Origin of the sequence: Pseudidiomarina sp. (genome assembly GCF_048267825.1) — a bacterium.
Classification (GTDB): domain Bacteria; phylum Pseudomonadota; class Gammaproteobacteria; order Enterobacterales; family Alteromonadaceae; genus Pseudidiomarina.
The window spans coordinates 11,744-34,994 of sequence record NZ_JBLWWR010000015.1; the positions used below are offsets into that span (position 1 = coordinate 11,744).

Below are 23,251 nucleotides of genomic sequence, written 5' to 3' on the forward strand. Positions count from 1 at the left end.
TTTTAATGTTGCAAGAGGTGTGCCAACTTTCGAGAATTAGATAACTCATTGTAATTAAAGATTAAACGCTGGAGCCTCGATCCACGTTACTGATTTGTGTATAATTTCGATACACACTTTGCAGGAATAAACCGTGACAAAAAGATACAGCCTATGGTTAGCCAAGGGGTCGGGCCTACAGCGAACGTTGACGTTTTACATCATGCTGCCATTGTTGGCACTGTCCGGTATCGCGATAGGTATCGGGCTTGAACGTGCCGCAGAATTTCAGAATGAGCGGTTGCGCGATGACCTTGAATTGGTCGGGCGAGCTATACATGTGCCCGTCAGTGATGCGCTGATTCGGCGTGACATTACAGCGGTTCAGGCTAGCCTCGACTCGGTATTTAAAATCGGTCGCGTATATGGTGCCTCGGTTTATGATACCGAGGGCGCACTTGTTGCATCTGCTGGGGTTACCGAGCGGGATTTATCCGAAAGCCTGTTGGCGGAGCAAGTTATCCTCACCGGCGAAACGCAAGACAGCTATCGGCAAGTGGCAGGGCGCGATGTATTTTCGCAGTTTGTGCCTATTCAAGACCGTGGCGGCCAAATTATTGGGTTCATGCAGCTAAACCGCCGAGCTCAAGATTTCGACAACTCATTTACACAACTGTCCCAAATCGCATGGGGTACTTGGTTGGTACTGGCGCTGGCAACAGTAGCTATCTTAGTGTTCGGGCATTACCGCGGCGTTGGTCGCTATGTGGAACTCAAGCTGGAACAACAGCGCCGGGAACAGGAAAAGATGGTTGCTATCGGTCAGGTGTCGAGTGGCGTTGCACATGAGCTTGGTGCACCGCTTACGGTTATTGATGGGCGCGCCAAGCAATTGCTAAAACGTCATGACGACCCAGAGTCACAACGGCAATTGCAAGCAATTCGTGGCCAAGTTCAGCGTTTAACCAAAATGGTCAAACAACTGCTGGCATTCAGCCGCACGCCAGTTTCAGCGAAGCAGCCTGTAACGATTTCCAGCTTGCTTGATCAAGCATGCAACAGTATCTCATTTGAACAGTCGCAAGGCGGGCCCAAAGTCGCGTTAAATCACCCCCCTTCAGCGATCACCATTGAAGCTGACGCGCAACGACTGGAGCTCGCCTTAGTGAATATATTGCGAAACGCGCTGCAAGCCGCAGAACACAACGTTGAAGTGGCCGTAAACACTGCACCTGACCAAATTTCCATTCATGTGCGCGACGATGGTGCCGGATTACCTGATAGTGTTGCGCAAGAAGATTTAACGAAGCCATTCACCACCACTAAGAAAACCGGCGAGGGTACGGGGCTTGGCTTGGCGCTTGTCAGTTACATTATGGCGGATCACCAAGGCATGCTGTCCCTGAAGAACTGGCACACCAACGACCAAACGGTTGGTGGTTGCGAAGTGGTCTTAACGTTGCCGCGCAAGCAACAAGCGAACAGGAGCTAAACCATGAACACCAAAAGCGTTCGCATTGCGGTAATTGAAGATGACCCAGGTTTACGTGAGTTGCTACACGAAGAACTGGAAAGTGTCGGTTATAACGTCGCAGCGTTTACTGACGTTGAATCATTTCAGGACCAGCAAACCACGTTCGAAGCACAGTTGGTGGTCAGTGATATTCGCCTGCCGGGTATGAGCGGCCTTGAGTTGCTGGCGCAATTGCAAACTCAGGACAAGGCGCCCCCCCTTATTCTCATCACCGCCTTTGGCACCGTGGACCAAGCCGTAGAAGCTTTAAAACAAGGTGCAGATGACTTTCTGACCAAGCCGTTAGATCTTGAGCACTTGTTGGTTAGTGTTGAGCGGGTACTAACATTTCATCAGTTACGTGATGAAGTTGAGCAGTATCGCCAGTCGCAGCAGCGCACCGCGGAAGGGCCAGCGGGAATTATCGGAAAAAGCCGTGTGATGCAAAAGCTGTACGATGAAATTGAGCGGGTGGCGCCGGTTGAAGGCGCCGTGTTAATTTTAGGCGAAAGCGGCACGGGTAAAGAGCTTGTTGCACAAGCATTGCATCAACAAAGCCAACGCGCGGCAGGCCCATTTTTAGCAGTTAACTGTGCCGGTATTCCGGCGGAATTATTAGAGAGTGAATTTTTCGGGCACGCCGCCGGAGCATTTACCGGCGCTCAAAAAGCACGCGCAGGCCTGCTCAAAGAAGCCAATGGCGGAACACTGTTGCTGGATGAAATTGGCGAAATGCCACTGGCCTTGCAAGCGAAGCTGCTGCGCGTTTTGCAGGAAGGGAAAATGCGACCCGTTGGTAGCGATCAGGAAGTGCAGATTGATGTGCGCATTCTTGCCGCGACCCATCAAGACTTAGAGCAAAAGGTCGCTGATAAAAGTTTCCGCGAAGACTTATTTTATCGGCTGGAAACTTTTGCGATAAAAGTACCGCCGTTGCGCCATCGTGGAGATGATGTGGCGTTGTTGGCTGAACACTTTATTCAGCAGGTTAGCGAGCAGCAGAATAAACGGATAAAAGGCTTAACCGCGGCAGCGCAAGACTTGTTTTATTCCTACAATTTCCCCGGCAACGTACGCGAATTACAAAATGCCATTGAACGTGCGGTTACTTTTTGTGACGGTGACTGGATAGATGCGGACCACCTACCAGCACGAATGCGCCTCGACCAGGTGCCAGAAGTTGCGACCGATGCAACTGAGCAGTGGCCATCGATGGATGCGTTGCAGGCTGATTATGTGCGCAAGGTGCTAGCCCATACGGAAGGGAACAAACAACGCGCAGCGCGCATATTGGGCATTACGCGCCGCACCTTGTACCGTTGGCTTACCAACGACGATTAAATTGCACACCCGCTTGCAGTTCGCGCCCCGTGCCCGGCTCAAATGCGCGTCCGCTACCTTGGTTAACCACCACGGAACCGACATAGGCTTTGTCGGTGAGGTTGTGCAGGTTTAGCCAAGGTGATACTTGCCACTGGCCAACACTGTAATTTGCGCGCCAATTCAGGTGCCATAAAGTATGGCTCGGTGCGATAACGGTGTTGGTGTCATTCGCAGCAACGTCACCACGGTATTCTGTAATCACGCTCAATCGTTGCTCTGGCCGATAGTCCCAGTTTAGCTGACTGTACAATTGGCGCTCTGCAACACCGGGTAAGCGTTCACCGCTGCTGTAGTTTGCTTCAAGCAGAGTCGCAGCTGTGCGCCAATTCCAGTTGTCGCTGAAAAGCCACGTTGCTTCAAGCTCAATACCTTTACGTTCGGTCAGGCCAGCATTGGTGTATGTGGTTCGGCCGTCAATACTTTGGTCGACCACAATCTCGTCCGTGGTATCAATCCGAAATGCGGTTAACTGGGCTTGCAATGATTCACCCTGCCAATTGACTCCGGCTTCCCATTGCTGATTATACGCAGCGCCAAGCTCTGTGTTTAAACCGGTTTCGGTGTTGCTGTAGGCCAATTCCGTTAGTGTTGCCGTTTCAAAACCATTACCGCGGGCTATAAACACCTGCCAATTGTCATGAATCTGATAATTTAACCCGAGGCTCCAACTCCATGCATGCTGGCGCTGTGCGCCACTATCATCAGGGTTGTTTGGTACCACAAAGTAATCATCCACACCAAAATCAACGTCGCTGTAACGCAACCCAGCAAGTACTGTGAAGTCGTCCAGCGGGCGCCAATCGGTTAAGCTGTAGATGGCCTGCTGTGTCACTTCGCCAAGCTCGTTGCGGCGTAGCTCACCGCGATCGCCAAAGTTATTCTCGTACCCAAACCTGCGGTCATCTTGCTCTGCATGATGCACGCCAACCGTTGTGGTTAACGGCTGAGAGAATTCCCAGTTGTAATCGTAGCTGGCATCAAGGCCAATGAAACTGCGGCGTAAATCAATCACTGCACCCGAGCCACGAATATCCCCACCAGGAAACGGCAGATACTGTTCAATATCACGCCAGCCTTTCCAACTGTTGATATGCCAGCCGTCTTGGCTACGCAGCGACACCGACATTTGTTGATGATGAATGGCTTTGCGGGTATTGAAGCGCGTTGCACCGGCAAACGTTTGCGTGGGATCAGCACGCCAGTCATCGGGGCTTAGTGAGCCAGGGTCTTGTAACCGTGGGGCGTTGTTGTCGTCCAAGCGCACGATCATCTCTACGCTATCGCTTAAATCTTGATACCAGCGCAGCGCCAGTTGATCGCGCTCAGCGCTGTTGTGCTCGCGCGGACCATCGGTGCGTAAACGTGTACCCACAACACGTATAGCGGTCGAGTCGCCTACCCAGTCACCCTGCAATAGCTGGCGCTGCGTGGCGTTACTGCCAGCCATGGCGTCAACACGCAGTTGTGTGGTATCCGGCCGCCGACTGAACCATTGCACCATACCGCCGGCGCTATTGCCGTATATCGTTGCCAACGGGCCACGAATCACCTGAACGTTTTCGGGCTCATCCAGCAAGATACTTGAGGTTTGGGCTTGGCCATCGGGCATGCTCAAAGGAATGCCGTCAAGCTGCAAAACAATACCACGCACACCAAACGCAGAACGGGCACCGAAACCTCGCAAAGTGATGCGTGTGTCTTGCGCATAGTTCGCGCGCGAGTCAGCTTGTACACCAGCGAGCCCTTTGAGTAATTCGGCCGCATCAATACGCAGCCCGGCCGGCTGCTCGGAAACGTCCGCATTACTGATAGACGCAGGCGTTTCTTTCGCGGCGCGCGGCTTACTCTGATTCACGACAATGACTTCATCAACAGCAACGCTGGCCGAAGCCAGCGTTGACAAAAGCAGTAAGTGACTACTTACAAACATAGTTTATTCCGAAGGTTTAATTTGAATAAGCTGACCATCGCGGTCATCGGTAATCAGATAAATATAGCCGTCTGGACCCTGTTCAATATCGCGAATCCGTTGTTCTACAGCCTCTTCAAATAAAGTTTCTTCATGCATCACGCGGTCACCCTCAAGATCAAGCCGCGCAACTTGTGATCCTTTGAGTGCCGCAACCAGCAAGTCGCCCTGCCAGGCTGGGAATTTATCGCCGGTATAGAAAATCATGTTTGAAGTAGCAATTGAAGGCACCCAATAGTAATGCGGTTGAATGGTGCCTTCTACATGAGTTTTGTCACTGATAATGCTGCCATCGTAGTCCACACCATAAGTGGCAATGGGCCAGCCGTAGTTGTTGCCAGCTTCAGGGATATTGATTTCATCACCGCCTTTAGGGCCATGCTCAACGGTCCACAGCTTACCCGTGGTTGGGTGAATTGCTGCACCTTGCACATTGCGGTGCCCGTATGACCAGATTTCTGGTAGTGCGTCAGCTTTGCCAACGAAGGGGTTGTCACTTGGGACGCTGCCGTCAGGCTTAATTCGCACCACTTTGCCGTGATGATTATCCAGTGTTTGGGCGTCGTCCATGGCTGAATATCTGTCGCCCAGCGTAATAAACAAATGACCATCTGGGGCAAACACTAAACGCGAGCCGAAGTGTGCGCCACTTTTATACTTGGGTGCGCCACGGAAAATCACTTTGCCGTTGGTTAACCCTGTATCGGTAAGCGTTGCGCGCATTACCGCAGTGCTGTTGCCATCGCCGCCCTGCGGGTCGGCTTCAGAATAGCTGATGTAAACGTAGTTGTTATCGGCAAAGTTTGGGTCAACCGCAACATCGAGTAATCCGCCTTGGCTTTTATCAACCACACTCGGTACGCCAGTTAGTGGTACACTGATTGAACCGTCGAGTTTCACACGACGCAAAGCACCAGATTTCTCGGTAACTAATAAGTCGCCCGAAGGTAAAAACGACATTCCCCAAGGCTTATTTAATTTGTTGGTCAGGCTAGTAATCGATACCTTGTGACGCTCAGTTGAAACGGTTTCAGCCGCAGCTGATGAGGCATTTAATGTCAGCGCTGCAGTAACACTTACCGCAAGTAAAGTGCGTAACATAAGGTTCTCCTTTGGTTGCTAATACACTAATCTGTACTAGTGTAAATATAGTTTAAATAGGAATTTGGATTGCTTTTTTTTCGCTACACTCAATGTATTACAAGAAATTAACACCTTCTCAAGGAGTATTTAATGGTAGATTTCAAACGTAACACAATGAAAGCCGCTGCAATGATTCTGGTGACCATGCACCTTAGTGCGTGCGGAACCATCCTGTATCCAGAGCGCAAGGGGCAAACAAGCGGAAAAATCGATGCTGGCGTTGCGGCGCTAAATGGCATTGGCTTACTATTCTTTTTAGTACCTGGCGTTATAGCTTTTGCTGTCGACTTTTCTAACGGTACCATTTATTTGCCGAATTCGGCAGCTACGGGTGACGATTCTGACTTGCGCGTTGTGCAAGCAGGTAAAAACCTAACTCCTGATCAGCTGCAGGCGCTTATTTCCGCTGAACTGGGTCAAGAAGTTGACCTCTCTGAGGCACAAGTTCGCGCTGAAAAAGCACCTGATCAAGCCAGTATCGGTCCGCGTCTTAGCGAGCTGCGCACAGCACCTTAAACCACGTTTTATTTTTGCTCTGGCCGCTACTCAAGTAGCGGCTCGGGCAGAAGTTGTGCGACAACCTCGGCAAAGCGTCGGAATGTCTGACGGCGGTTCGTAGTCGGCCGATAGACCAAGCCAATGTCGCGTGACGCTTCCTTCCCTGTCGGCTTTAACGCCACCAAATCAGTTCCGTTTAAAATACCCCGATCAATTGCCATTTGTGGCAAGAAGGTAGCGCCTAAACCGGCGTCGGCCATTTGCACTAAGCTGTGTAGGCTGGTGGCAGTAAATGGATTAATTTTACTGGAATCGGCCAATTCACATGCTGCAACGGCATGGCCGGTTAAGCAATGTTCCTTTTCCAATAAGAAAATAGAGTTATCCGGCAGCTTGTTATATTGCACCGGTTCTTCCAGTTTCTCCGCCAATATTTTATGCATCACCAGCTTGAATGGGTCACGGCCTAATACGTAACTTTGGTTGCCTTGAATGTCCATCGGCAGCGCCAGCACCAACACATCAAGTTCACCATTGCGCAACAAATGCAGCAAATTGGCGGTTGTGTCTTCACGAATATTCAACTGTAAATTTGGGTAGTCACGCTGCAGCTTTTTACTTAAATCGCCAAGTAAGAATGGCGCAATGGTTGGAATACAGCCGATTCGCAGCGGACCTTCCATTGTTTTGCCCTGACTTTGCGCAAAATACAGCAGCTCTTCCGTAGAAGTTAGAATATGACGTGCTTGCTCGACGACCTCTTCACCCATACCGGTAAATAAAAACGATTTGTGGTCACGCTCTATAAGCTGACACCCCAATTGTTCTTCCAAATTTTGAATACCACTGCTTAAGGTGGACTGGCTGACATTACAGGCAGTTGCAGCGCGATTGAAGTTTTGATGCTGATGCAATGCTAATAAGTAGCTGAGATTTTTTAAGCTAGGTAGTTTGCTCATGAGGTGCCTCACCGTGGCTGACAGATTAAATAACAAAACCGTTTAATTAGTATTTTCGATTATGATAATCCGTTTTATTCGTTTTAACAAATTTAATCCAGCGCCTACTATAGTCCCCGAGCTGAGGCGCAATGTCTCAAAACCTTTACGTTTAGTTTGTCTAACAAGGAGACACACATATGTTAACAGTAGGCGATAAGTTACCAGAATTTGAAGTGGTTGGTGTAAAACCTGGCTTCAACCTGCCAGAAGAAGATGGCAAAAGCGCGTTCGAAACAATTAACAACGATAGCTTTGAAGGTAAATGGAAAATCATTTACTTCTACCCGAAAGATTTCACCTTCGTATGCCCAACTGAAATTGTTGAGTTTGCGAAACTGAACGAAGAATTCGCTGACCGTGACGCAGTGGTTATGGGCGGCAGCACGGATAATGAATTCGTGAAGTTGGCATGGCGCCGTGAACACCCTGACCTGAAAAGCTTGAATCAGTGGTCATTCGCTGACAACGGTGTGAAGTCTTTGGTTGACGGTTTAGGTGTGCGTGACCAAGTCGAAAATGTTGCGCTGCGCGCAACCTTTGTTGTTGACCCACACGGTGTGATTCAACACGTGTCAGTAAACAACTTAAATGTAGGCCGTAACCCAACTGAAGTACTGCGTATTTTAGACGGTTTGCAAACCGATGAATTGTGTCCATGTAACCGCGCAGTAGGCGGTGACACCCTGTAATTAGGCATCACACCCCCACAGTACGGTGATGTCTAAAGGTGCCGCGCAAGCGGCACCGTTTTTAAGCGGAGGAATTTAAATGAGCATTGCAGATTTCAAACAAGGTTTGGGCGACCACGGTAAAGATACCAAACTCAACTTGTCGAACATTTTCGGCAATGTCGATACTTCGGGTATGACCGCGACCCAATTTTATGGCACGGCCCTGTCTTTAGCCTATTCAATTGGCGACCAAGAGCTGATTGACGCAGTAAAAGTAGAAGCTGAAGGCAAAATTGAAGATAACGTGGATGGCGCAGCAAAACTTGCGGCAACCCTGATGGCGATGAACAACATTTATTATCGCTTCTTACATTTGTGCACCGACAAGCAGTTTTCGAAACTGCCAGCAGGTTTGCGCATGAACGGCATGGCTAACCCTGGCGTTGAAAAAGCTGACTTTGAGTTGTACTCGTTAGCCGTTTCAGCTTTAGCTGGCTGTGGCATGTGTATTGACTCGCACGTTGGTGTATTGCTGAAGCACGACGTTTCAGCGCAAGTGATTCAAAACTCGATTAAAATGGCAGCCGTGATGAACGCTGCAGCAACAGCTAAGCGTATCGCTTAATTTTAGTCGCCTGATGTCACTCTTTTGTCATACATGCGTTTTATAGTGTTTGAACTTCCCTGAGATCTGGTTGTTCTCTTTTAGCCCGGCACCCCGCCGGGCTTTTTTTTGCGTAAAAATCGTTAGTGGTTATTCGTTATTCGTTGTTCGAACGAGCAATTCCCAAAAACTTTTATGAGCTTCTATACTCCTATTAACGAATAACGAATAACGAATAACGAATAACGAATAACGAATAACGAGGTTTTATGAATATTAATGGAGAACGACTAAAGCAAAACTTACTCGAACTCGCAAAAATTGGTTATAACGAACAAGACCGCGGCATGTACCGCATTGGTTTTACTGATGCCGATATGGAAGGCCGCCGCTGGCTGCAAGATAAAGCGAAAAGCGCAGGCCTGAAAACTTTTATGGATGGTGCTGGGAATATATTCTTTGGGCGTGGCGATCGAAGCAAGCCTGTTATTTTAATGGGTTCCCACATAGACACAGTACCAGCTGGTGGTATTTTCGATGGCGCGCTTGGGGTTATGGCCGCACTCGAAGTTATTGAAACATTGCAAGAGCACCAGCCAGAACTCGATACGCCGATTTGGGGCGTTGCCACGGCGGAAGAAGAAGGACGCTTTGGCGGTATGCTTGGCTCACAGGCTATATCTGGCTGCTTAAACCCTGATTGGCTACTCTCGGCGCATGACGCCGATAATGTTTATTTGAAAGATGCAATGGCGGCACAAGGCCTTGATGTCATGCAGGCATTAGACGCAGCATGGCGGCCGGAGCAACTCAAAGGGTTCGTTGAATTGCATATTGAGCAAGGCCCAGTGTTATTTCAAAGCGACGTACAAATCGGCGTGGTTGATGGTATTTCCGGTGTGTTCAAATGGATTGTGCATTTAAAAGGCAAAGCAGACCACGCTGGAACCGCGCCCATGGATATGCGTAGCGACGCGTTTATGGGGCTAGCTGATTTCGCTCACGAAATTGAGCGGATCATTGCGGAAAACGGCACCGACAAAACCCGTATCACCGTAGGCAAAGTCGAGCTCAAGCCGGGGCATCCGCATACTGTGCCTGGCGAGGCCGTATTTACCATCGTTGGGCGCGACATGGATGAAGGTGTTATGAAAGAATTAGCCAATGCCTGTCGCAAAACGCTGTCAGCCATTGCGCGCAGACATCGGCTGATGTTTGAGTACGAGCAAGTGAGCTGGTTAGAACCCAAACCCTGTTCAGCGCAACTCACCGATATGATTGAGAAGCAAGTGAAACAGCGTGGATACAGCTACACGCGCATGCCGAGCGGTGCCGGTCACGATGCTCAGTTTCTGACAGAAATTACCCGTGCGGGGCTCATTTTTATTCCTTCGGTAAACGGCGTAAGTCATGCACCGGATGAGTGGTCGCATTGGCATGATGTTGAGGCTGGGGCAAATATACTCTTAGATACCGTCGTGGCAATGGCAGAAAAATCATTTTAAGGCTCAAATAATCCGTTTCTAGCGGCAAAATGAATGAGTTCAACGGTGGATGTGACCTTCAATTTTTTAAAGATATTACTGCGGTGGTTTTCGACTGTTTTTGCCGAGAGTGATAGCAACTGAGCAATTTGTTTATTACTTCGCCCAGCCACAACCAAATAGAAAATTTCGCGCTCGCGCCGCGTTAAACTTTCCATTGGGTTGATAGATGAGGATGTTGTCTCCGAGTGTTGATTGGCGTTAGCAGGGAAATAAGATTTGCCAGAGGCAACATCTTGTATGATTTGAATGAGCAATTCCGAAGGTGCGTCTTTTTGAATATAAGCTCGAGCGCCAGCCAGTTTTACCGCTTCGACATATTCAGGCTCACTATGCATGCTCAATATAATGACCTTGCTTTGTGGTCGGTGGTGAAGAATTTTTTCAAGTGCCGCAAAGCCGTTCATTTTGGGCATCGATATATCCATTAGAATGATATCGGCGTGAAATTTTAATGCTGTCTCAACGAGTTCAGCGCCGTCAGCACACTCATATTCGATAGAAAATAGTCCGGTCGCTTTTAGGGTACTTGCTATGGCTTGTCTTACCATGGTGTGGTCATCGGCAAGAATGAGTGAAATCATAGGTCGCCAAACTCTGAAAGTTGTTGGTAAGGTAGCAATAGACTGACTTCGCAACCGCAATTGGACTTCGATTTTATATCCAATGTAGCGCCACAAGCTAAGGCTCTGTCTTTTAAACTTTGTAGCCCGATACCGCACGCGATAGATTCCACGTCAAACCCGATGCCATCATCTTTAATTTTTAGTACGATGCCTTGCGACGTCTCATATATTGCCAAGTCGACCTGACTGGCTTGAGCGTGCTTGACGATATTCACGAAAGTTTCTTGCGCAATTCTAAATAGTAATAAGTTGACGGCATTTGGAGGCTCAATGGATAAATCGTAATTGATAGTCAAGCGAGCGTTGGTCGGTTCTAAAAGCTGTCGATTGAGCCAAGTCAGTGCCCGCTCCAAACCGAGATCAAAGAGAATGGTCGGATGCATAATGCGTGAAAGGTTTCGTGTACTTTCAATGGCTTGCAGTAACCCTTCTTGTATCTTTTTGAGTTGTGGGTTTTGCAGTGCATCTATTTGCGCTCTTAGGGCGATGAGCTGTTGACCAATATCATCATGTAGTTCGCGCGCAAAATAGGCCCTTTCCTGCTCTTGTTGTACCCACAAACGTTTCGCTAGATCAAGCATAGCGTGATGTTCGTAATCGAGTTGCTGTTGAAGTAAACGCTGCTGCTCTTGAACTTGAGCAAGTAATCCCTCTAATTCATCGACTGCTAGCGAATGCTTTATAGGCTGATTGCTGTTTTTCATTCATGTTTTCGATTAGCCGCTCATAGGCAGCGCGTTGTTGTTCTTCAAATGCGACATCATTAAGGTATGAATATAACTCAAAGTTACGCCAAAAACTCGGGTATTGCTGCAATGCAGCTTGCAGTAACTGTTTAGAGTTGTCAAAGCTTCGAGCGGCGAGGTATGGCAGGTAAGAAGCAAACACGCGCTCGTTACTAATTGTTTCGAGTCTTTGCCACACCGCGGCTGATTTTGGGAAGTCGCCTCTGAAGACTAGCTCGCTTAACAATTTTATTTCGACTAAGCGAGAGGGTTGTTGTTGGATAACGCGCTCTGCGAATGCGGCCAGATCAGCCTGTGATTTATCTTTCTGACTCAGCAACAACAGCCAATCAAAAATCAATTTTTGTTCCTGATTAAACTCATTTTGAAGCGCCCTAAGGTTTATTGAATGTTGTTCAAACAAATCAGTTTGGTGCAGGAATATTGCCATTTCAGCCCGCCAGAGAAGGCTTTCGATAGCACCTCGCGGATCATTGATTGACTGTGCTATTTGTTCCGCTTGCTCGCCAGCGTCATCGGCGACAGCCATGCGCCCCTGCAAAAAATTTAAGCGGCTAATTTGAAGTTGTGTGGATAGATTGGCTTCGGTACTTTTGTCCTCACTGCCCAGCAATTCGGCCAATAGTTGTTCTGCTTGGTTAAACTGACCTTGGGCAATCAATAATTGCACTAAATTAAGTTGGATACTGTGTAGCGTTGCTTGTTCGTTGAGATTTTCTACTGTTTGTAGGGCTTGCCGCCAATACACCTCGGCTAAGCTGAAATCACCGATTAGGAAGTTAATAAAAGCAACATTGTTAATGCTTTGACTCTGTACATATTCGTCACCTTCACGTAAACGGATGTCTAGTGCACGTTTGTAATGGCGTAGCGCGCTTTGGTAGTCGCCCTGCTCCTCGAAAAGCAGACCACGTTCGTTCTCTATATGGGCAACCGCGAGTGCGTCATTAATCTCATCTGCGAGTCGTGTCGCTTCTCTAAGCGACTGATCAGCTTCTTGAATCTGCCCGGTAATTGCTAAAACAGTGGCTAGATTACTGAGTGTTGTTATGCGTTGGCGAGGATCACGCTCCTGAGTTCGATATTCTAGAGCTTGCTGAAAATATTGGGCCGCCGTGTCAAACTTTGCGAGGCGCAGATAGGCGACACCAAAGGCATTTAAAATAAGCCCTTGACCGCTCACATCTTCACGCTGGCGAAATTGAATAAGACTTTGGGTTAATTCTTCATTAATTGCTGACTCGGTTTCACCCTGAATGATTTTTAAGCGTGCGAGTTCGAACCACCACATTGGCTGGTTACGATCATAAGAAAGAGCGCGGCGATAGTATTCGCGGGCACCTGTAAGATCATTTAACGCAGCTGCCACATTGGCCCGTTGGGCAAGAATATCGGCACGATGGGGAAACTGTTTCAAAAGTTCATCAAGTAAAGCCGCTGCGGGTTCGAACTGTTCATTAATAATTGCTAACTCAATGCGTGCTTGCACCTTCAGTACAGCGGGCACTTTAGGCGAATCTATCACTTCCCGTAGTTTTAACATTAGCGAATTGACGTCACCATCGGCTCGAGCCACGGCTAAATCTTGAACGACTTTGTAGTTGATGAAAGCTGTTGAATCAATCTCGGTATTTGGGTTGGGTAACGCATTATTTAACGCCGCTGAAATAGCGGTGACTAAGCTTTCGGGCGCAACATTTTCGGTATCAAATGTTTTTGAAAAAATAACCTGCTCGGAAGGGTGTGCTGTGAGTAGCGCATGCAACTGTAATTTCCCGCTCAAATTTCGTGGCGTTAAAATCAGTAGATACTGGGCTTGCGTTAGTTGTGCCAAGCGCGCTCGCTCAGATGCGGATTCAAAAGGCTGTATCCCCATATTTTTTATTAGCTGGCTTACATTTTGCGGCTCTATGGAGTAAATGTTTGGTTCAGCTTGCAATAGTAGGTGGGTTAACTCAGCTAATGCGGGTTCTCCGTCTATCATGGCTATCGCAATGGTCGTTACGGAAGCCTCCGGCGGGAGTTCTGTGTGCTCTTGTGGCACCATAAATATCAAAATGGAAAGCGTAAATACAACCACGGCGGCTAGTGCCAGCCATTTTCTACCCGTTGATGCAGTGGAATTTAGAAGATCTTGGCATTGTGCTAGTGACGGGCGTTGATTTGGCGTGTCTGCTTGCAGTTTCACAGCTAGTTTTTGTAACGCTCGTTTGGTCACAGAAGCGCTTTTCCAGCTGCTGGATTCGCTTGCCTCCAGGATTAAAGCTAACGTTTTGCCAAGCGCATAGCGGTCACTCGCAGTCGTTACTTGTTGTGATTTGGCGAGTTCAGGCGCTACGAATCCGGTCGAACCAAATTGACTGCTGCTATCGTCAAGTGTTCGACCAATACCAAAATCGATAATTGACAAGTTGCCGTCGTCATCAATTAATAGGTTGTCGGGCTTTAAATCGCCATGAATAACGCCGCTTTCATGACAACTTTGTAATGCACCTAATAATTGTTCAAACCATTTTATAACGTCAGAGGCTGATGGGCTGTCGTCGAGTGCTTGACTTAGAACCTTTCCGTTAACGAGCGCCATCGTGAAAAATGTCGCTTGTGGTGTTGCGTAAAATTCATGAATACGCACGACATTAGCGTGATGAATTTGACGCGCAAGAAGTACTTCATTTCGTAGGTGCTCAATTTCGCTAGCATCCGCTTCTTGAGCCAGAACTTTTAGTGCACACGGGGTTTCGAGCACCTCGTCGTAAGCTTCAAATACGCGTGCTTGGCCGCCGTGACCCAGTAAACGAACAATACGAAAGCGCTCCGCTAAAATTTGCCCAGGTTCCAGCAGTGATTGCGTCGTCAATTTTGTGGTTGTGTGGTTCGATAACAAGTTATCGTGTTCGTCGGGATCAGCCATCGTGAGAACTATCTCGTTACAGAAGCCTAGAGATTAAGTTATCACAGATTTCCCTGGGGTCGAATGTTATTGGAGAGTTCCTTAGCGGTCGTCATTTTTTGCTGAGCCAGTTTTAGATAGTCATTGAGCTGGCAGAGTGTCAATTGCATGGCAATAAGTTGGCTGAAGCGTTGCAATATAAATAGTTGGTGCTCATTAAAATAGTGCGCATGTTTCAGGCTGTCAGCGTACAGCACGGCAATAACTTTATTCCCCAATGCAATCGGTACTGCGAGGGCAGCTTTAATCTGCTGTCGCTTCACGCTGTCACGATGCTGCAACTGTTGATGCGTCAAAGCATTATGAACAACGCAAGGCTGACGGCTTTCAATCGCCTGTCGAACGAGCGTTGTTGAGCCGTCAAAAGGAGTCACAACGTGCTTGTCATCCAGCATGATTAGGGCGGTTCTATCGCTCTCTAGAACCTGTGCAAGGGTGTTTTCAGCAGTCGCAATCACCTTGTGTAACGATGCAGAATGCTGCCAGGACTTGTGCATATTAGCGAGTTGTTGCGCACACCACTTGGCTTGATTGCTGGCTACTTTTTGTGAGTGACTGTGATGCGGCACAAACATACAGGTAATATCACCCAACCGACAAACAGAAGTTTGCTGGAGCGGTTTTTCTTCAACACGCTGCGCATCAATATACACACCATTGGTACTATTTAAATCACGTAAATGCCACCCGCCTTGGTGATAAAAAAGTAGTGCGTGCCGACGCGAAAGCGTTGGATGAACAATTTGAATGTCGCACTCTGAACTGCGTCCCAACACGTATGCATTTTGTTCGCGCAAATCGAAGCGTTGCGCGAAGCGGTGTTGGAATACGACATCGAAGATAGCGGTCATTGCTAAGTTATCACTCAATTCGCAAACTAAAGCGCAGCGTTGTTGCGGCGGAGATTAAATTGCCGCGAACGTTGTTCAAATCGTTGCTTGAGCGCCATACGTCGGGATAGAGGGTGCCATTATCGGCTTCTAGCAAGTGGATTAAATGTTCAAGCGCAGATAAGGCTTGCCCTTTGTCGCTTGAGTTCATTGCAATGCTCACACTATCAATGGCGTCCGATAGCACTTGGTAAGCGCTAGGCGTTAGGTGCGATTGGCTGTTACTCCCGATGTTTTGTAGCCGAGCAAGTTTAGACTGAGTGATGGTGTTGGAATCACGTAAGTCAGTCAAGATAATGAAGTCTGAAAATTGACCGCCATTACCGCGAACTCGGTAGCTTCCTGAGCCTGTCATTGTTGTGATATCTGCAAAGGTGCCGTTATTGTGCGAGTGAAATAAGCGTAAAGGTGTGCCTTCAGTGTAGTGTAATGACTTGGTATAGATCTCGATTGTGTAAGCACCGCTGAATGCAAAACCTTTTGCAGGGTCTGGGCTAATTGAAATAAGTACAGGGAATGCTTGTGGAATAGTAGTCAGTAAGCTACTTGGCAACCGATGCAAAATGTCGGGGTCAGCTAAATTCAATAAATGCGCTTCAAGCATCACATTTTGAGGCGTGAGGCCAACAGCATTTTCAAATTGCACAGAAATGTCGAAGCTAACGAGTGAGTTTAATTCGACACTTGCACTAAGGCTATTTTGTTGTGCATTTATAGTTAGTGGAACTTCAACAGCGTGCGCAGAAGTACTGTAGCTAGATAGGCTGCTAAAACCTAACAACAGGACGGCAACTTTTAATAAGGTTTTGCTAGCGTACATGATTAAATCCTCGGTTTTCTGTTACATTTTGTTACATCTTTCCGGTTAAAATTTACCCATAAGTTTGATGTTTGTCACGCTTTTCTAAGAATAAAAGGGCTGCAAGAAACAGCCCTTTTCGCTTTTCAACCCAATTAATTGGCTTGATAGTAGTTGCTGTACAAGCGACCCGCGGTAAGTGCATAGTGCGCTCGAGTAATAGTGGTATCAGGGACAAAGTGAGCTTGCAGCACTGGTTCGAGTGCGAAAGCCTCTTGCTTAATTGAGAAGCGAACGTTCAATAGCGAATAACGAATTGCCGTCTGCACATAGCCTTTCAAATGAGCTGGAATTGCATCTTGGTCAGCCAAGACAATAGTGTCACCTTTGTAATCCACAACAATATCTTGATTTGGATCGAAGGCTAAAGCTTCACTTTCTAAACCAAGTGTTTGTACTAAAGAGTAGGCAAGATCAAGTTTGTTAACTTTGCCACGCGGGTCAAAATTGCCGTTGTTTGAAAGCATCACAGGAGCTTGTTCTTGCGCGTTGTCTTTAAGTGCGCCGCCTGTTACCGATACAGATTCGGCAAAAACTTTGACGTCACTCGGTACATTCGCTAACGAAGGTTGCGGTTCATTTAATAGGTCGCGGTACTGACGAATAGCGCCTCCCATTACCAGATATTGGGCTAAGTCTTCACGCAGTAAGGCATCATCAGGACGGAATTTCCCGTTACTAAAGCCGTCGACTAAACGCTCAGAAACAGCGAACTCAATAGCATTTTGCTGAGGGTGACCCGCGATATCATCAACGCCGTCGTAGCCACCACTTAATTCGAACGAGATGGTGCCAGCAATAACTTCTGGAATACCAGGGCCATTGGTTAAATCAAGTGGATCAGGGTCAACGCCAGATAATGACGTTAAACCATAAACGTACACCTGCCATGTGCCGGGTTGACCTGGGGCGGCAACACGCATGCCAGTTTCAAGAACGGGTAACGTTAAGTTGCCAAAATATTCTGTACCATCTGGGGCAACAAGTACGAGCTTGGTGGTATTTGCGAGCGTTTCAGCGCTGGCTTTAACCCAAGCCACATCGTCACCAACTTCAAAACTAAAGGTTTCAGGCTCACCAGCTGGCGCATAGAGCACTTCAAAGTTCTCGACGTTGTCGCTGCTTTCTAGCAGGGCATTCGCATTGAAGGTATTTAGGTTGTTTACGCTAGCAACGTGACCCATGTCGAAATTTAACGCAGCAGAGACAGCAGATTTAGCATTAACATAACCCCCGCCGACTTCCCACTTCTCATAGCCAGGCATATTGGTAGAAGTCTCTTGCAGCAAGCGTTTGACTTCCAATAGCGAGAGCTCTGGATTGGCTTCCATCATTAAGGCAATAATACCTGCGACATGCGGCGTTGCCATCGATGTACCTGAGATCATGGTGTAGAACGGAACATACTCAGTTTCAATTGCGTCGAGATCCGCTTCGCCACCATTAGAAACTAAATTGGTGCTAGCGCGTGTTGAGATAATATCAACACCAGGGGCAACGACGGTAATTTCATTGTTGTATGTCCACGTTGTGTTGTCTGGCATTTCAAAAGTGCCTGTTTCGCTTTTTAAACCGCGTGAAGAGAAACCTGCTAGTTGCCCAAACTTGTCACCTGCACCAACTGAAATTCCCCACGGAATTTGGGCGTATGGGTTGTGGCTGTCTTCACCAGGACCTGAGTTGCCTGCTGCAAATACGGATAAGATACCGAGTTTATAAGCTTTATAAGAGGCAATACTTACTGGGCTATCTGGACTAAATTTGCCGCTTGAGCCCCATGAATTGCTCATGATGCGAATTGGTGAGTTAAACGCATAAACATTATTAATGGCGTAATCGTAACCGCCGACAGCGTCAAGAATGGATAAACCGGCACCTGAGCCGTAACCAATCAAATCGGCCTCTGGTGCTGCGCCCAAATACTTACCGTCAGACATAATTCCAGTGCCAGCAATGGTGCCTGCACAATGGGTTCCGTGACCCACATTTAAATCGGTATTAACTTGACCTTCTATAACAAAACCGTCAGTTGGCGCCACTAAACTTATTGCTTGGGCATGGGTAAGCGCCTGCACGTTTTCGATGACCTTTTCGCCAAATAGAAGATCTTGATGAGAAGCATCAATACCAGAGTCATTGACCATGATGGTGATACCGTTTCCGGTAAAGGAAGTACCATTTCGGGCGACAAAGTCGGCAGATTGTAATTGCTCGACACCAGTAATTTTTCGCGCATCTGCGTTAAAGTATTCAAGTTGGCGATTCAACCAAATGGAACGAACATTGGGAAGTGATTTGAGTTGCTCAATTTGAGCACCCGTTGCAATCACGCCGATAATTGGTAAAGAAGAGAACTGCACACCTTCTGTGATTCCTAAATTCATAAGTTGCTGCAATTGCGATTCAGAAACCGGCTCGAGTTGGTCATAAGTGACCACAAGGGTTAGGCTTTCAGTTGCTGACAACGTTGGCAGCTTCGCCTGTAATTGTTCACCAATAACAGCATTTGCTAAGGCTTGGCCCGGAGTTGCTGCAAGTGTTAATGCAGCAATGGTTGAGAGTGTGAATTTTTTCATTATTGTATCCTCGTTGCTGAAGTTTTAAACGCTTTCGAGAATGCTCTGTGGTCACAAGAATATATATAGGGGTGAACCCCTAATTTTTTTCAGGGAGATATTCGGTAAAGGTTGCGCAGGCGCAGTGAATTTCGGACCAAATTAAGCGTATAATCAATAAACCGTTAAAAAGTGGCTGAGAGCGTAGTATAGCTATGGAACAAAAAGTTGAAGTGCAAGCGGCCGACAAAGTAAAAATTCATCGCCCTGATCCTGATAAACGCAGCAACGACTATTCACCCCGTAACCGTATTTACGTGCGTGATGTTAAAGGCGCGTTTGAATGGTTCCGGCGTAGCTTTGGGTTTATTCTGCTGTTCGCATTTGCGCTCATTCCATGGCTGCAGTTTAACGGCGAGCAAGCTGTTTTGTTAGATATTGCTGAGCAGCGCTTCCGTATTTTCGGCCTTACTTTGTGGCCGCAAGATTTTACCATTGTGGCTTGGATATTTATTGTTTCAGCCTTCGCCCTATTTTTTGTTACCACCCTCTACGGCCGTGTTTGGTGCGGTTTTATGTGTCCGCAAACCACGTGGACCTTTATTTTTATGTGGTTTGAGAAAAAATTCGAAGGCACCCGCAACCAGCGTATGACGCTCGATAAGCGGCCGTGGGACTTTGACAAGTTTTGGCGCAAAGCCGCCAAGCACACTTCCTGGATTATCGTGTCATTGTTAACGGCCATGATATTTGTTGGCTACTTCACCGATGTTCGCGAATTGTTTACGCAATTCTGGACCTTGGATTCAGGTTTTTGGCTAACCGGAACCGTCCTATTCTTTGCTTTTTGTACCTATGGAAACGCTGGTTGGATGCGCGAAATCATGTGTACCCACATGTGCCCGTATGCGCGCTTCCAATCTGCAATGTTTGATAAAGATACTGTTACCGTGTCTTACGACATGAATCGTGGTGAGCCTCGCGGTGGTCGCCCGCGTAAGAAAGATCCAAAAGAGCTCGGGTTGGGTGACTGCATCGACTGCTACATGTGTGTGCAGGTGTGCCCAACAGGCATTGATATTCGTAACGGCCTACAATACGAGTGCATTAACTGCGGTGCGTGTGTGGATGCCTGTAATGAAATCATGGATAAAATGAATTACCCACGCGGACTTATTCGGTTTACCACTGAACGTAATTTACAGGGCGGACGCACGCACAAGTTGCGCTTCAAAAGTATTAGTTATTTCGTGGTGATGGTGGTTATGACAGCTTTGCTTATTTGGGATATTGCAACCCGAGTGCCGCTGCAAGTTGATGTGCTGCGTGATCGCAATCAGCTTTACAGCATTAATATGGAAGGCTGGATACAAAACGTTTTCACACTGAAAATACTGAATAAATCACAACTGCCACAAAGCTTTGTGGTGACTTCAGAAGGCTTTACCCGCAGCACGTTGACGGGCGACGTGACCATTACTGTCGGCGCCGGTGAAGTTGCGACTGTACCGGTTACTCTCGCCGTGCATCCAGACGAAGTGACGGAACGCGTGCAGGATGTTACCTTTGTGGTTACTTCCACCGACGGTGCTATCAAAGAGAAGCATGTCAGTCGATTCTTGTATGAGTGAGCAATCTATCAGCGACGACTTTAGCTTCCAAAACTTAAATCCCGAACGCATCGCGGATGCGCTCGCGGATGTTGGTGTGAACCCGCAATCAGGGTTGCTTGCCTTGAATAGCTACGAAAACCGGGTGTATCAATTTATCGCGGATGACAACCAGCGCTATGTGGCCAAATTTTATCGCCCTGCCCGTTGGAGTGACGCGCAAATACTCGAAGAACATCAATTCACGCAAGAATTGCTCGACGAAGAGGTTCCTGCGGTTGCGCCACTGCAATTAGGCGGCTCAACTCTGCATAACTATCAGGATTACCGCTTTGCGGTTTTTCCGAGTGTCGGCGGGCGCGCAGTTGAACCCGGTGATCTGGACCAGCTTGAGCGTATTGGCCGTCAAATAGGGCGTTTGCATGCAGTTGCCAAGCAACGTCCGTTTTCGAATCGCCCTAACGTGTCTTATCAGGAGTTCGTTACCGATGCGATGGCAACGCTGCGCGAATCACCGCTGCTTCCCGATAACCTGCAAGAAGCCTTTTGGGCGATAGCCGAGCCGCTTGCCGAACACCTTAAATGCACAGATATTGGCGCCTTTACGCAGCAGCGTTTGCATGGTGACTGCCATTTGGGCAATATGTTGCTGCGTGATGATCAACTGATGTTTGTCGATTTTGATGACGCGCGAACTGGCCCAGCCATTCAAGACTTATGGATGATGCTTGCGGGTGACGATAGAGCTGAGCGAACGCTCCAGCTCGATGTGCTGTTAGAGGGCTATCAAGAGTTTTGCGACTTCGATAGTAAAGAAACGGTATTAATTGAACCCTTGCGCAGTTTCAGAATCATACACTATATGGCATGGTTAGCACGGCGTTGGAATGACTCGGCTTTTCAGCAAGCGTTTCCGTGGTTTGCGGAACAGCGTTACTGGGAACAGCAAGTGTTAACGCTCAAAGAACAATTTGCGGTGTTGCAAGAACCACCAATTCAGTTGCAACCCAATTACTAATTCGTTTAATTTATAAAAAAACCAACTGTAGGACTTTTTGCCCATGAAGAAGTTGTTGTTCGTTCTCGTTGCTTTGATGATGCTGCCGGTAACGGCGCAAGAATTCAAAGAAGGTGTGCATTACGAAGTGATTGCTGAAGAAGGCACTGCAAAGCCTGAAATTAAAGAGTTTTTCTCTTTTTACTGCATTCACTGTTACCGTTTTGAACCAATTGCAGCAGCCATGAAAGACGCGTACCCGAAAGCGTTTGAGAAGTCGCATATTGTGTCACATCCAACCTTGGAGTTGATGGCACGAGGCTTTGCGGCCGCTAAACTGTTCAAAAAAGAAGAGCCAATCAGCCAAGCTTTTTATGAGCGGATTCATGCGCAAAAGAAGCAAATCAACACTGAAGAAGACTTGAAAGCAATCTTCCATGTAAACGGTGTCAGCGCTGACAAATTTGAAAAAGCGATGAAGCACCCGCTGGTTGAGAAGCAATTAAACGATATGGACCGTGACATGCGTGCGTACAATATTAATGCGACGCCAACCTTCATCGTTAATGGCAAGTACCGTTTGAAAACTGAAGGCTTCCGCGACAGTGAAGACTTTATGGCTGACTTTGTGAAAGCAGCCGGTTATCTGATGGAAATGTAAGAACAGAAGTAAGAGCGTTATTAGTTATCAGCTTGCTGATAGCAGTACAACAAGCTAATAACGCTCTTCATGCACTAACTACCTGCTTATCTCGCTTTTTACCCTGCTAATTATCTTGTCTTTGCGCACCCAGCGTTGATTCAACCAATCGTGAAAATGTGCTTTAAATGCAGCGTCTGCAAAGTAGTCACCAATTAAGTCATCAGTGACAGGTAAGGTTTCCACATTGACATAAACGTCGCGTAGCTGACCGCTCAATAATTGCCATACGGCAGGCCGTTTTGTATCTGGGTACACAATGGTGATATCCAAAATAGCGTCAAACTGGTCGCCCATCATTTGTAGTGCAAACGCAGTACCGCCAGCCTTCGGTGGCAAAAGGTGTTGAAAGGGACTATTGCGCTTCGCGTGTTTTTCAGGCGTAAAGCGCGTGCCTTCGCAAAAGTTTATGACCGTGGTTGGAATATGTTGAAACTTTTGACACTTTTTGCGTGTGGTTTCAATGTCTCGGCCCTGCAATTTAGGGTTGCGGGCAATCTGTTCGCGGGAATAACGCCTCATGAACGGCATGTCGAGGGTCCAGCATCCCAAACCAATGATGGGTGCCCAAATTAGCTGATATTTTAAGAAAAAGCGTGGCATTGGCATGTTGCGGCAGGCCAAGTGCATCAGTACCAAAATATCAACCCAGCTACGATGGTTGGCAATAATCATGTACCAGCGGTCGCGATGTAATTGACTGTCGCCTTCAATATGCCAACGCATCGGCTGAGTGAGTCGAAACATGGCCGACATGGCGTAACCCCACAACCGAAAAATACCATTTGCCCAGGTTGAAATGAGGCGTTGCACAGCGGGAATGGGCAGCAGCAATTTGGGTAAGCCCACCAAAATAATCAGTAAGCCAATAATTCCTGTCGAAACCAGAGCAAAACTAAAGTTAATAATAACGCGAAAAGGAATCAGTAAAGTCGTCAGCATGTTCGGGCCAATGGTAGCGCTAATCATAGCAGTGATGAGCCTATGATACGCATTTGCAAAAGACTTGCCAG

Annotated in this window: 19 protein-coding genes; 9 read left to right on the forward strand and 10 right to left on the reverse strand. The window is 47.6% G+C overall.

Annotation, left to right across the window (positions count from 1 at the left end):
- Positions 1 to 133 precede the first annotated feature (133 nt).
- Positions 134 to 1,471, forward strand: a complete 1,338-nt coding sequence (locus ACN0UN_RS10490) for a sensor histidine kinase (RefSeq protein WP_417659927.1) — start codon at positions 134 to 136, stop codon at positions 1,469 to 1,471.
- Positions 1,472 to 1,474: 3 nt separating this feature from the next.
- Positions 1,475 to 2,833 carry a sigma-54-dependent transcriptional regulator gene (locus ACN0UN_RS10495; protein ID WP_417659928.1) on the forward strand — a complete coding sequence of 453 codons (1,359 nt, stop codon included), beginning with the start codon at positions 1,475 to 1,477 and terminating at the stop codon, positions 2,831 to 2,833.
- Here ACN0UN_RS10495 and ACN0UN_RS10500 read toward each other — a convergent pair.
- Both ACN0UN_RS10500 and ACN0UN_RS10505 read right to left on the reverse strand, forming a co-directional pair.
- Positions 2,817 to 4,805 carry a TonB-dependent receptor family protein gene (locus ACN0UN_RS10500; RefSeq protein WP_417659929.1) on the reverse strand — a complete coding sequence of 663 codons (1,989 nt, stop codon included), beginning with the start codon at positions 4,803 to 4,805 and terminating at the stop codon, positions 2,817 to 2,819. The two genes, ACN0UN_RS10495 and ACN0UN_RS10500, sit on opposite strands and share 17 nt — an antisense overlap.
- 3 nt (positions 4,806 to 4,808) lie before the next feature.
- The gene (locus ACN0UN_RS10505; protein ID WP_417659930.1) at positions 4,809 to 5,945 is read right to left on the reverse strand and encodes a PQQ-dependent sugar dehydrogenase; all 1,137 of its coding nucleotides are present in this window, start codon (positions 5,943 to 5,945) and stop codon (positions 4,809 to 4,811) included.
- 132 nt (positions 5,946 to 6,077) lie between these two features.
- Between ACN0UN_RS10505 and ACN0UN_RS10510 the strand changes: the two genes are divergently transcribed.
- The gene (locus ACN0UN_RS10510; RefSeq protein ID WP_417659931.1) at positions 6,078 to 6,503 is read left to right on the forward strand and encodes a hypothetical protein; all 426 of its coding nucleotides are present in this window, start codon (positions 6,078 to 6,080) and stop codon (positions 6,501 to 6,503) included.
- A 26-nt stretch (positions 6,504 to 6,529) separates the two neighbouring features.
- Here the strand turns inward: ACN0UN_RS10510 and ACN0UN_RS10515 are convergent, their stop codons facing one another.
- A complete protein-coding gene (locus ACN0UN_RS10515) occupies positions 6,530 to 7,444 on the reverse strand; it encodes a LysR substrate-binding domain-containing protein (protein ID WP_417659932.1) in 915 nt (304 codons plus the stop codon).
- Positions 7,445 to 7,623: 179 nt separating this feature from the next.
- On the opposite strand from ACN0UN_RS10515, the gene ACN0UN_RS10520 reads away from it, so the two are divergent.
- The 3 genes from ACN0UN_RS10520 (at position 7,624) to ACN0UN_RS10530 (ending at position 10,266) form a co-directional block, all read left to right on the forward strand.
- On the forward strand, positions 7,624 to 8,175 hold the full coding sequence (locus ACN0UN_RS10520) for a peroxiredoxin (protein ID WP_128352576.1): 552 nt from the start codon (positions 7,624 to 7,626) through the stop codon (positions 8,173 to 8,175).
- Between the two features lie 79 nt (positions 8,176 to 8,254).
- A complete protein-coding gene (locus ACN0UN_RS10525; RefSeq protein WP_417659933.1) occupies positions 8,255 to 8,782 on the forward strand; it encodes a carboxymuconolactone decarboxylase family protein in 528 nt (175 codons plus the stop codon).
- Positions 8,783 to 9,030: 248 nt separating this feature from the next.
- Positions 9,031 to 10,266, forward strand: a complete 1,236-nt coding sequence (locus ACN0UN_RS10530) for a Zn-dependent hydrolase (RefSeq protein WP_417659934.1) — start codon at positions 9,031 to 9,033, stop codon at positions 10,264 to 10,266.
- Here ACN0UN_RS10530 and ACN0UN_RS10535 read toward each other — a convergent pair.
- From ACN0UN_RS10535 to ACN0UN_RS10560, 6 genes are all read right to left on the reverse strand, one after another.
- Positions 10,263 to 10,889, reverse strand: a complete 627-nt coding sequence (locus ACN0UN_RS10535; protein WP_417659935.1) for a response regulator — start codon at positions 10,887 to 10,889, stop codon at positions 10,263 to 10,265. The two genes, ACN0UN_RS10530 and ACN0UN_RS10535, sit on opposite strands and share 4 nt — an antisense overlap.
- Positions 10,886 to 11,635, reverse strand: coding sequence for a sensor histidine kinase (locus ACN0UN_RS10540; protein ID WP_417659936.1), 750 nt, complete (start codon positions 11,633 to 11,635; stop codon positions 10,886 to 10,888). The genes ACN0UN_RS10535 and ACN0UN_RS10540 overlap by 4 nt, the downstream gene beginning before the upstream one ends.
- Positions 11,589 to 14,588, reverse strand: a complete 3,000-nt coding sequence (locus tag ACN0UN_RS10545; protein ID WP_417659937.1) for a protein kinase domain-containing protein — start codon at positions 14,586 to 14,588, stop codon at positions 11,589 to 11,591. The genes ACN0UN_RS10540 and ACN0UN_RS10545 overlap by 47 nt, the downstream gene beginning before the upstream one ends.
- Positions 14,589 to 14,629: 41 nt before the next feature.
- Complete coding sequence (locus ACN0UN_RS10550; protein WP_417659938.1) at positions 14,630 to 15,478, reverse strand: FHA domain-containing protein; 849 nt, start codon at positions 15,476 to 15,478, stop codon at positions 14,630 to 14,632.
- Positions 15,479 to 15,488: 10 nt separating this feature from the next.
- On the reverse strand, positions 15,489 to 16,337 hold the full coding sequence (locus ACN0UN_RS10555; protein WP_417659939.1) for a DUF6689 family protein: 849 nt from the start codon (positions 16,335 to 16,337) through the stop codon (positions 15,489 to 15,491).
- Between the two features lie 134 nt (positions 16,338 to 16,471).
- The gene (locus ACN0UN_RS10560) at positions 16,472 to 18,952 is read right to left on the reverse strand and encodes a S8 family peptidase (RefSeq protein WP_417659940.1); all 2,481 of its coding nucleotides are present in this window, start codon (positions 18,950 to 18,952) and stop codon (positions 16,472 to 16,474) included.
- Positions 18,953 to 19,146: 194 nt separating this feature from the next.
- Between ACN0UN_RS10560 and ccoG the strand changes: the two genes are divergently transcribed.
- The 3 genes from ccoG to ACN0UN_RS10575 are packed head-to-tail and all read left to right on the forward strand — an operon-like array spanning position 19,147 to position 22,199.
- Entirely contained in the window at positions 19,147 to 20,562 is a 1,416-nt protein-coding gene (ccoG, locus tag ACN0UN_RS10565) for a cytochrome c oxidase accessory protein CcoG (RefSeq protein ID WP_417659941.1), read from the forward strand.
- Positions 20,555 to 21,559, forward strand: coding sequence for a serine/threonine protein kinase (locus ACN0UN_RS10570; protein WP_417659942.1), 1,005 nt, complete (start codon positions 20,555 to 20,557; stop codon positions 21,557 to 21,559). The genes ccoG and ACN0UN_RS10570 overlap by 8 nt, the downstream gene beginning before the upstream one ends.
- Positions 21,560 to 21,602: 43 nt before the next feature.
- Positions 21,603 to 22,199 (forward strand): thiol:disulfide interchange protein DsbA/DsbL, encoded by a 597-nt coding sequence (locus tag ACN0UN_RS10575; RefSeq protein ID WP_417659943.1) that lies wholly within the window; start codon positions 21,603 to 21,605, stop codon positions 22,197 to 22,199.
- A gap of 78 nt (positions 22,200 to 22,277) precedes the next feature.
- On the opposite strand, the gene ACN0UN_RS10580 is transcribed toward ACN0UN_RS10575, so the two are convergent.
- Positions 22,278 to 23,207 (reverse strand): acyltransferase, encoded by a 930-nt coding sequence (locus ACN0UN_RS10580; protein ID WP_417659944.1) that lies wholly within the window; start codon positions 23,205 to 23,207, stop codon positions 22,278 to 22,280.
- Positions 23,208 to 23,251 lie beyond the last annotated feature (44 nt).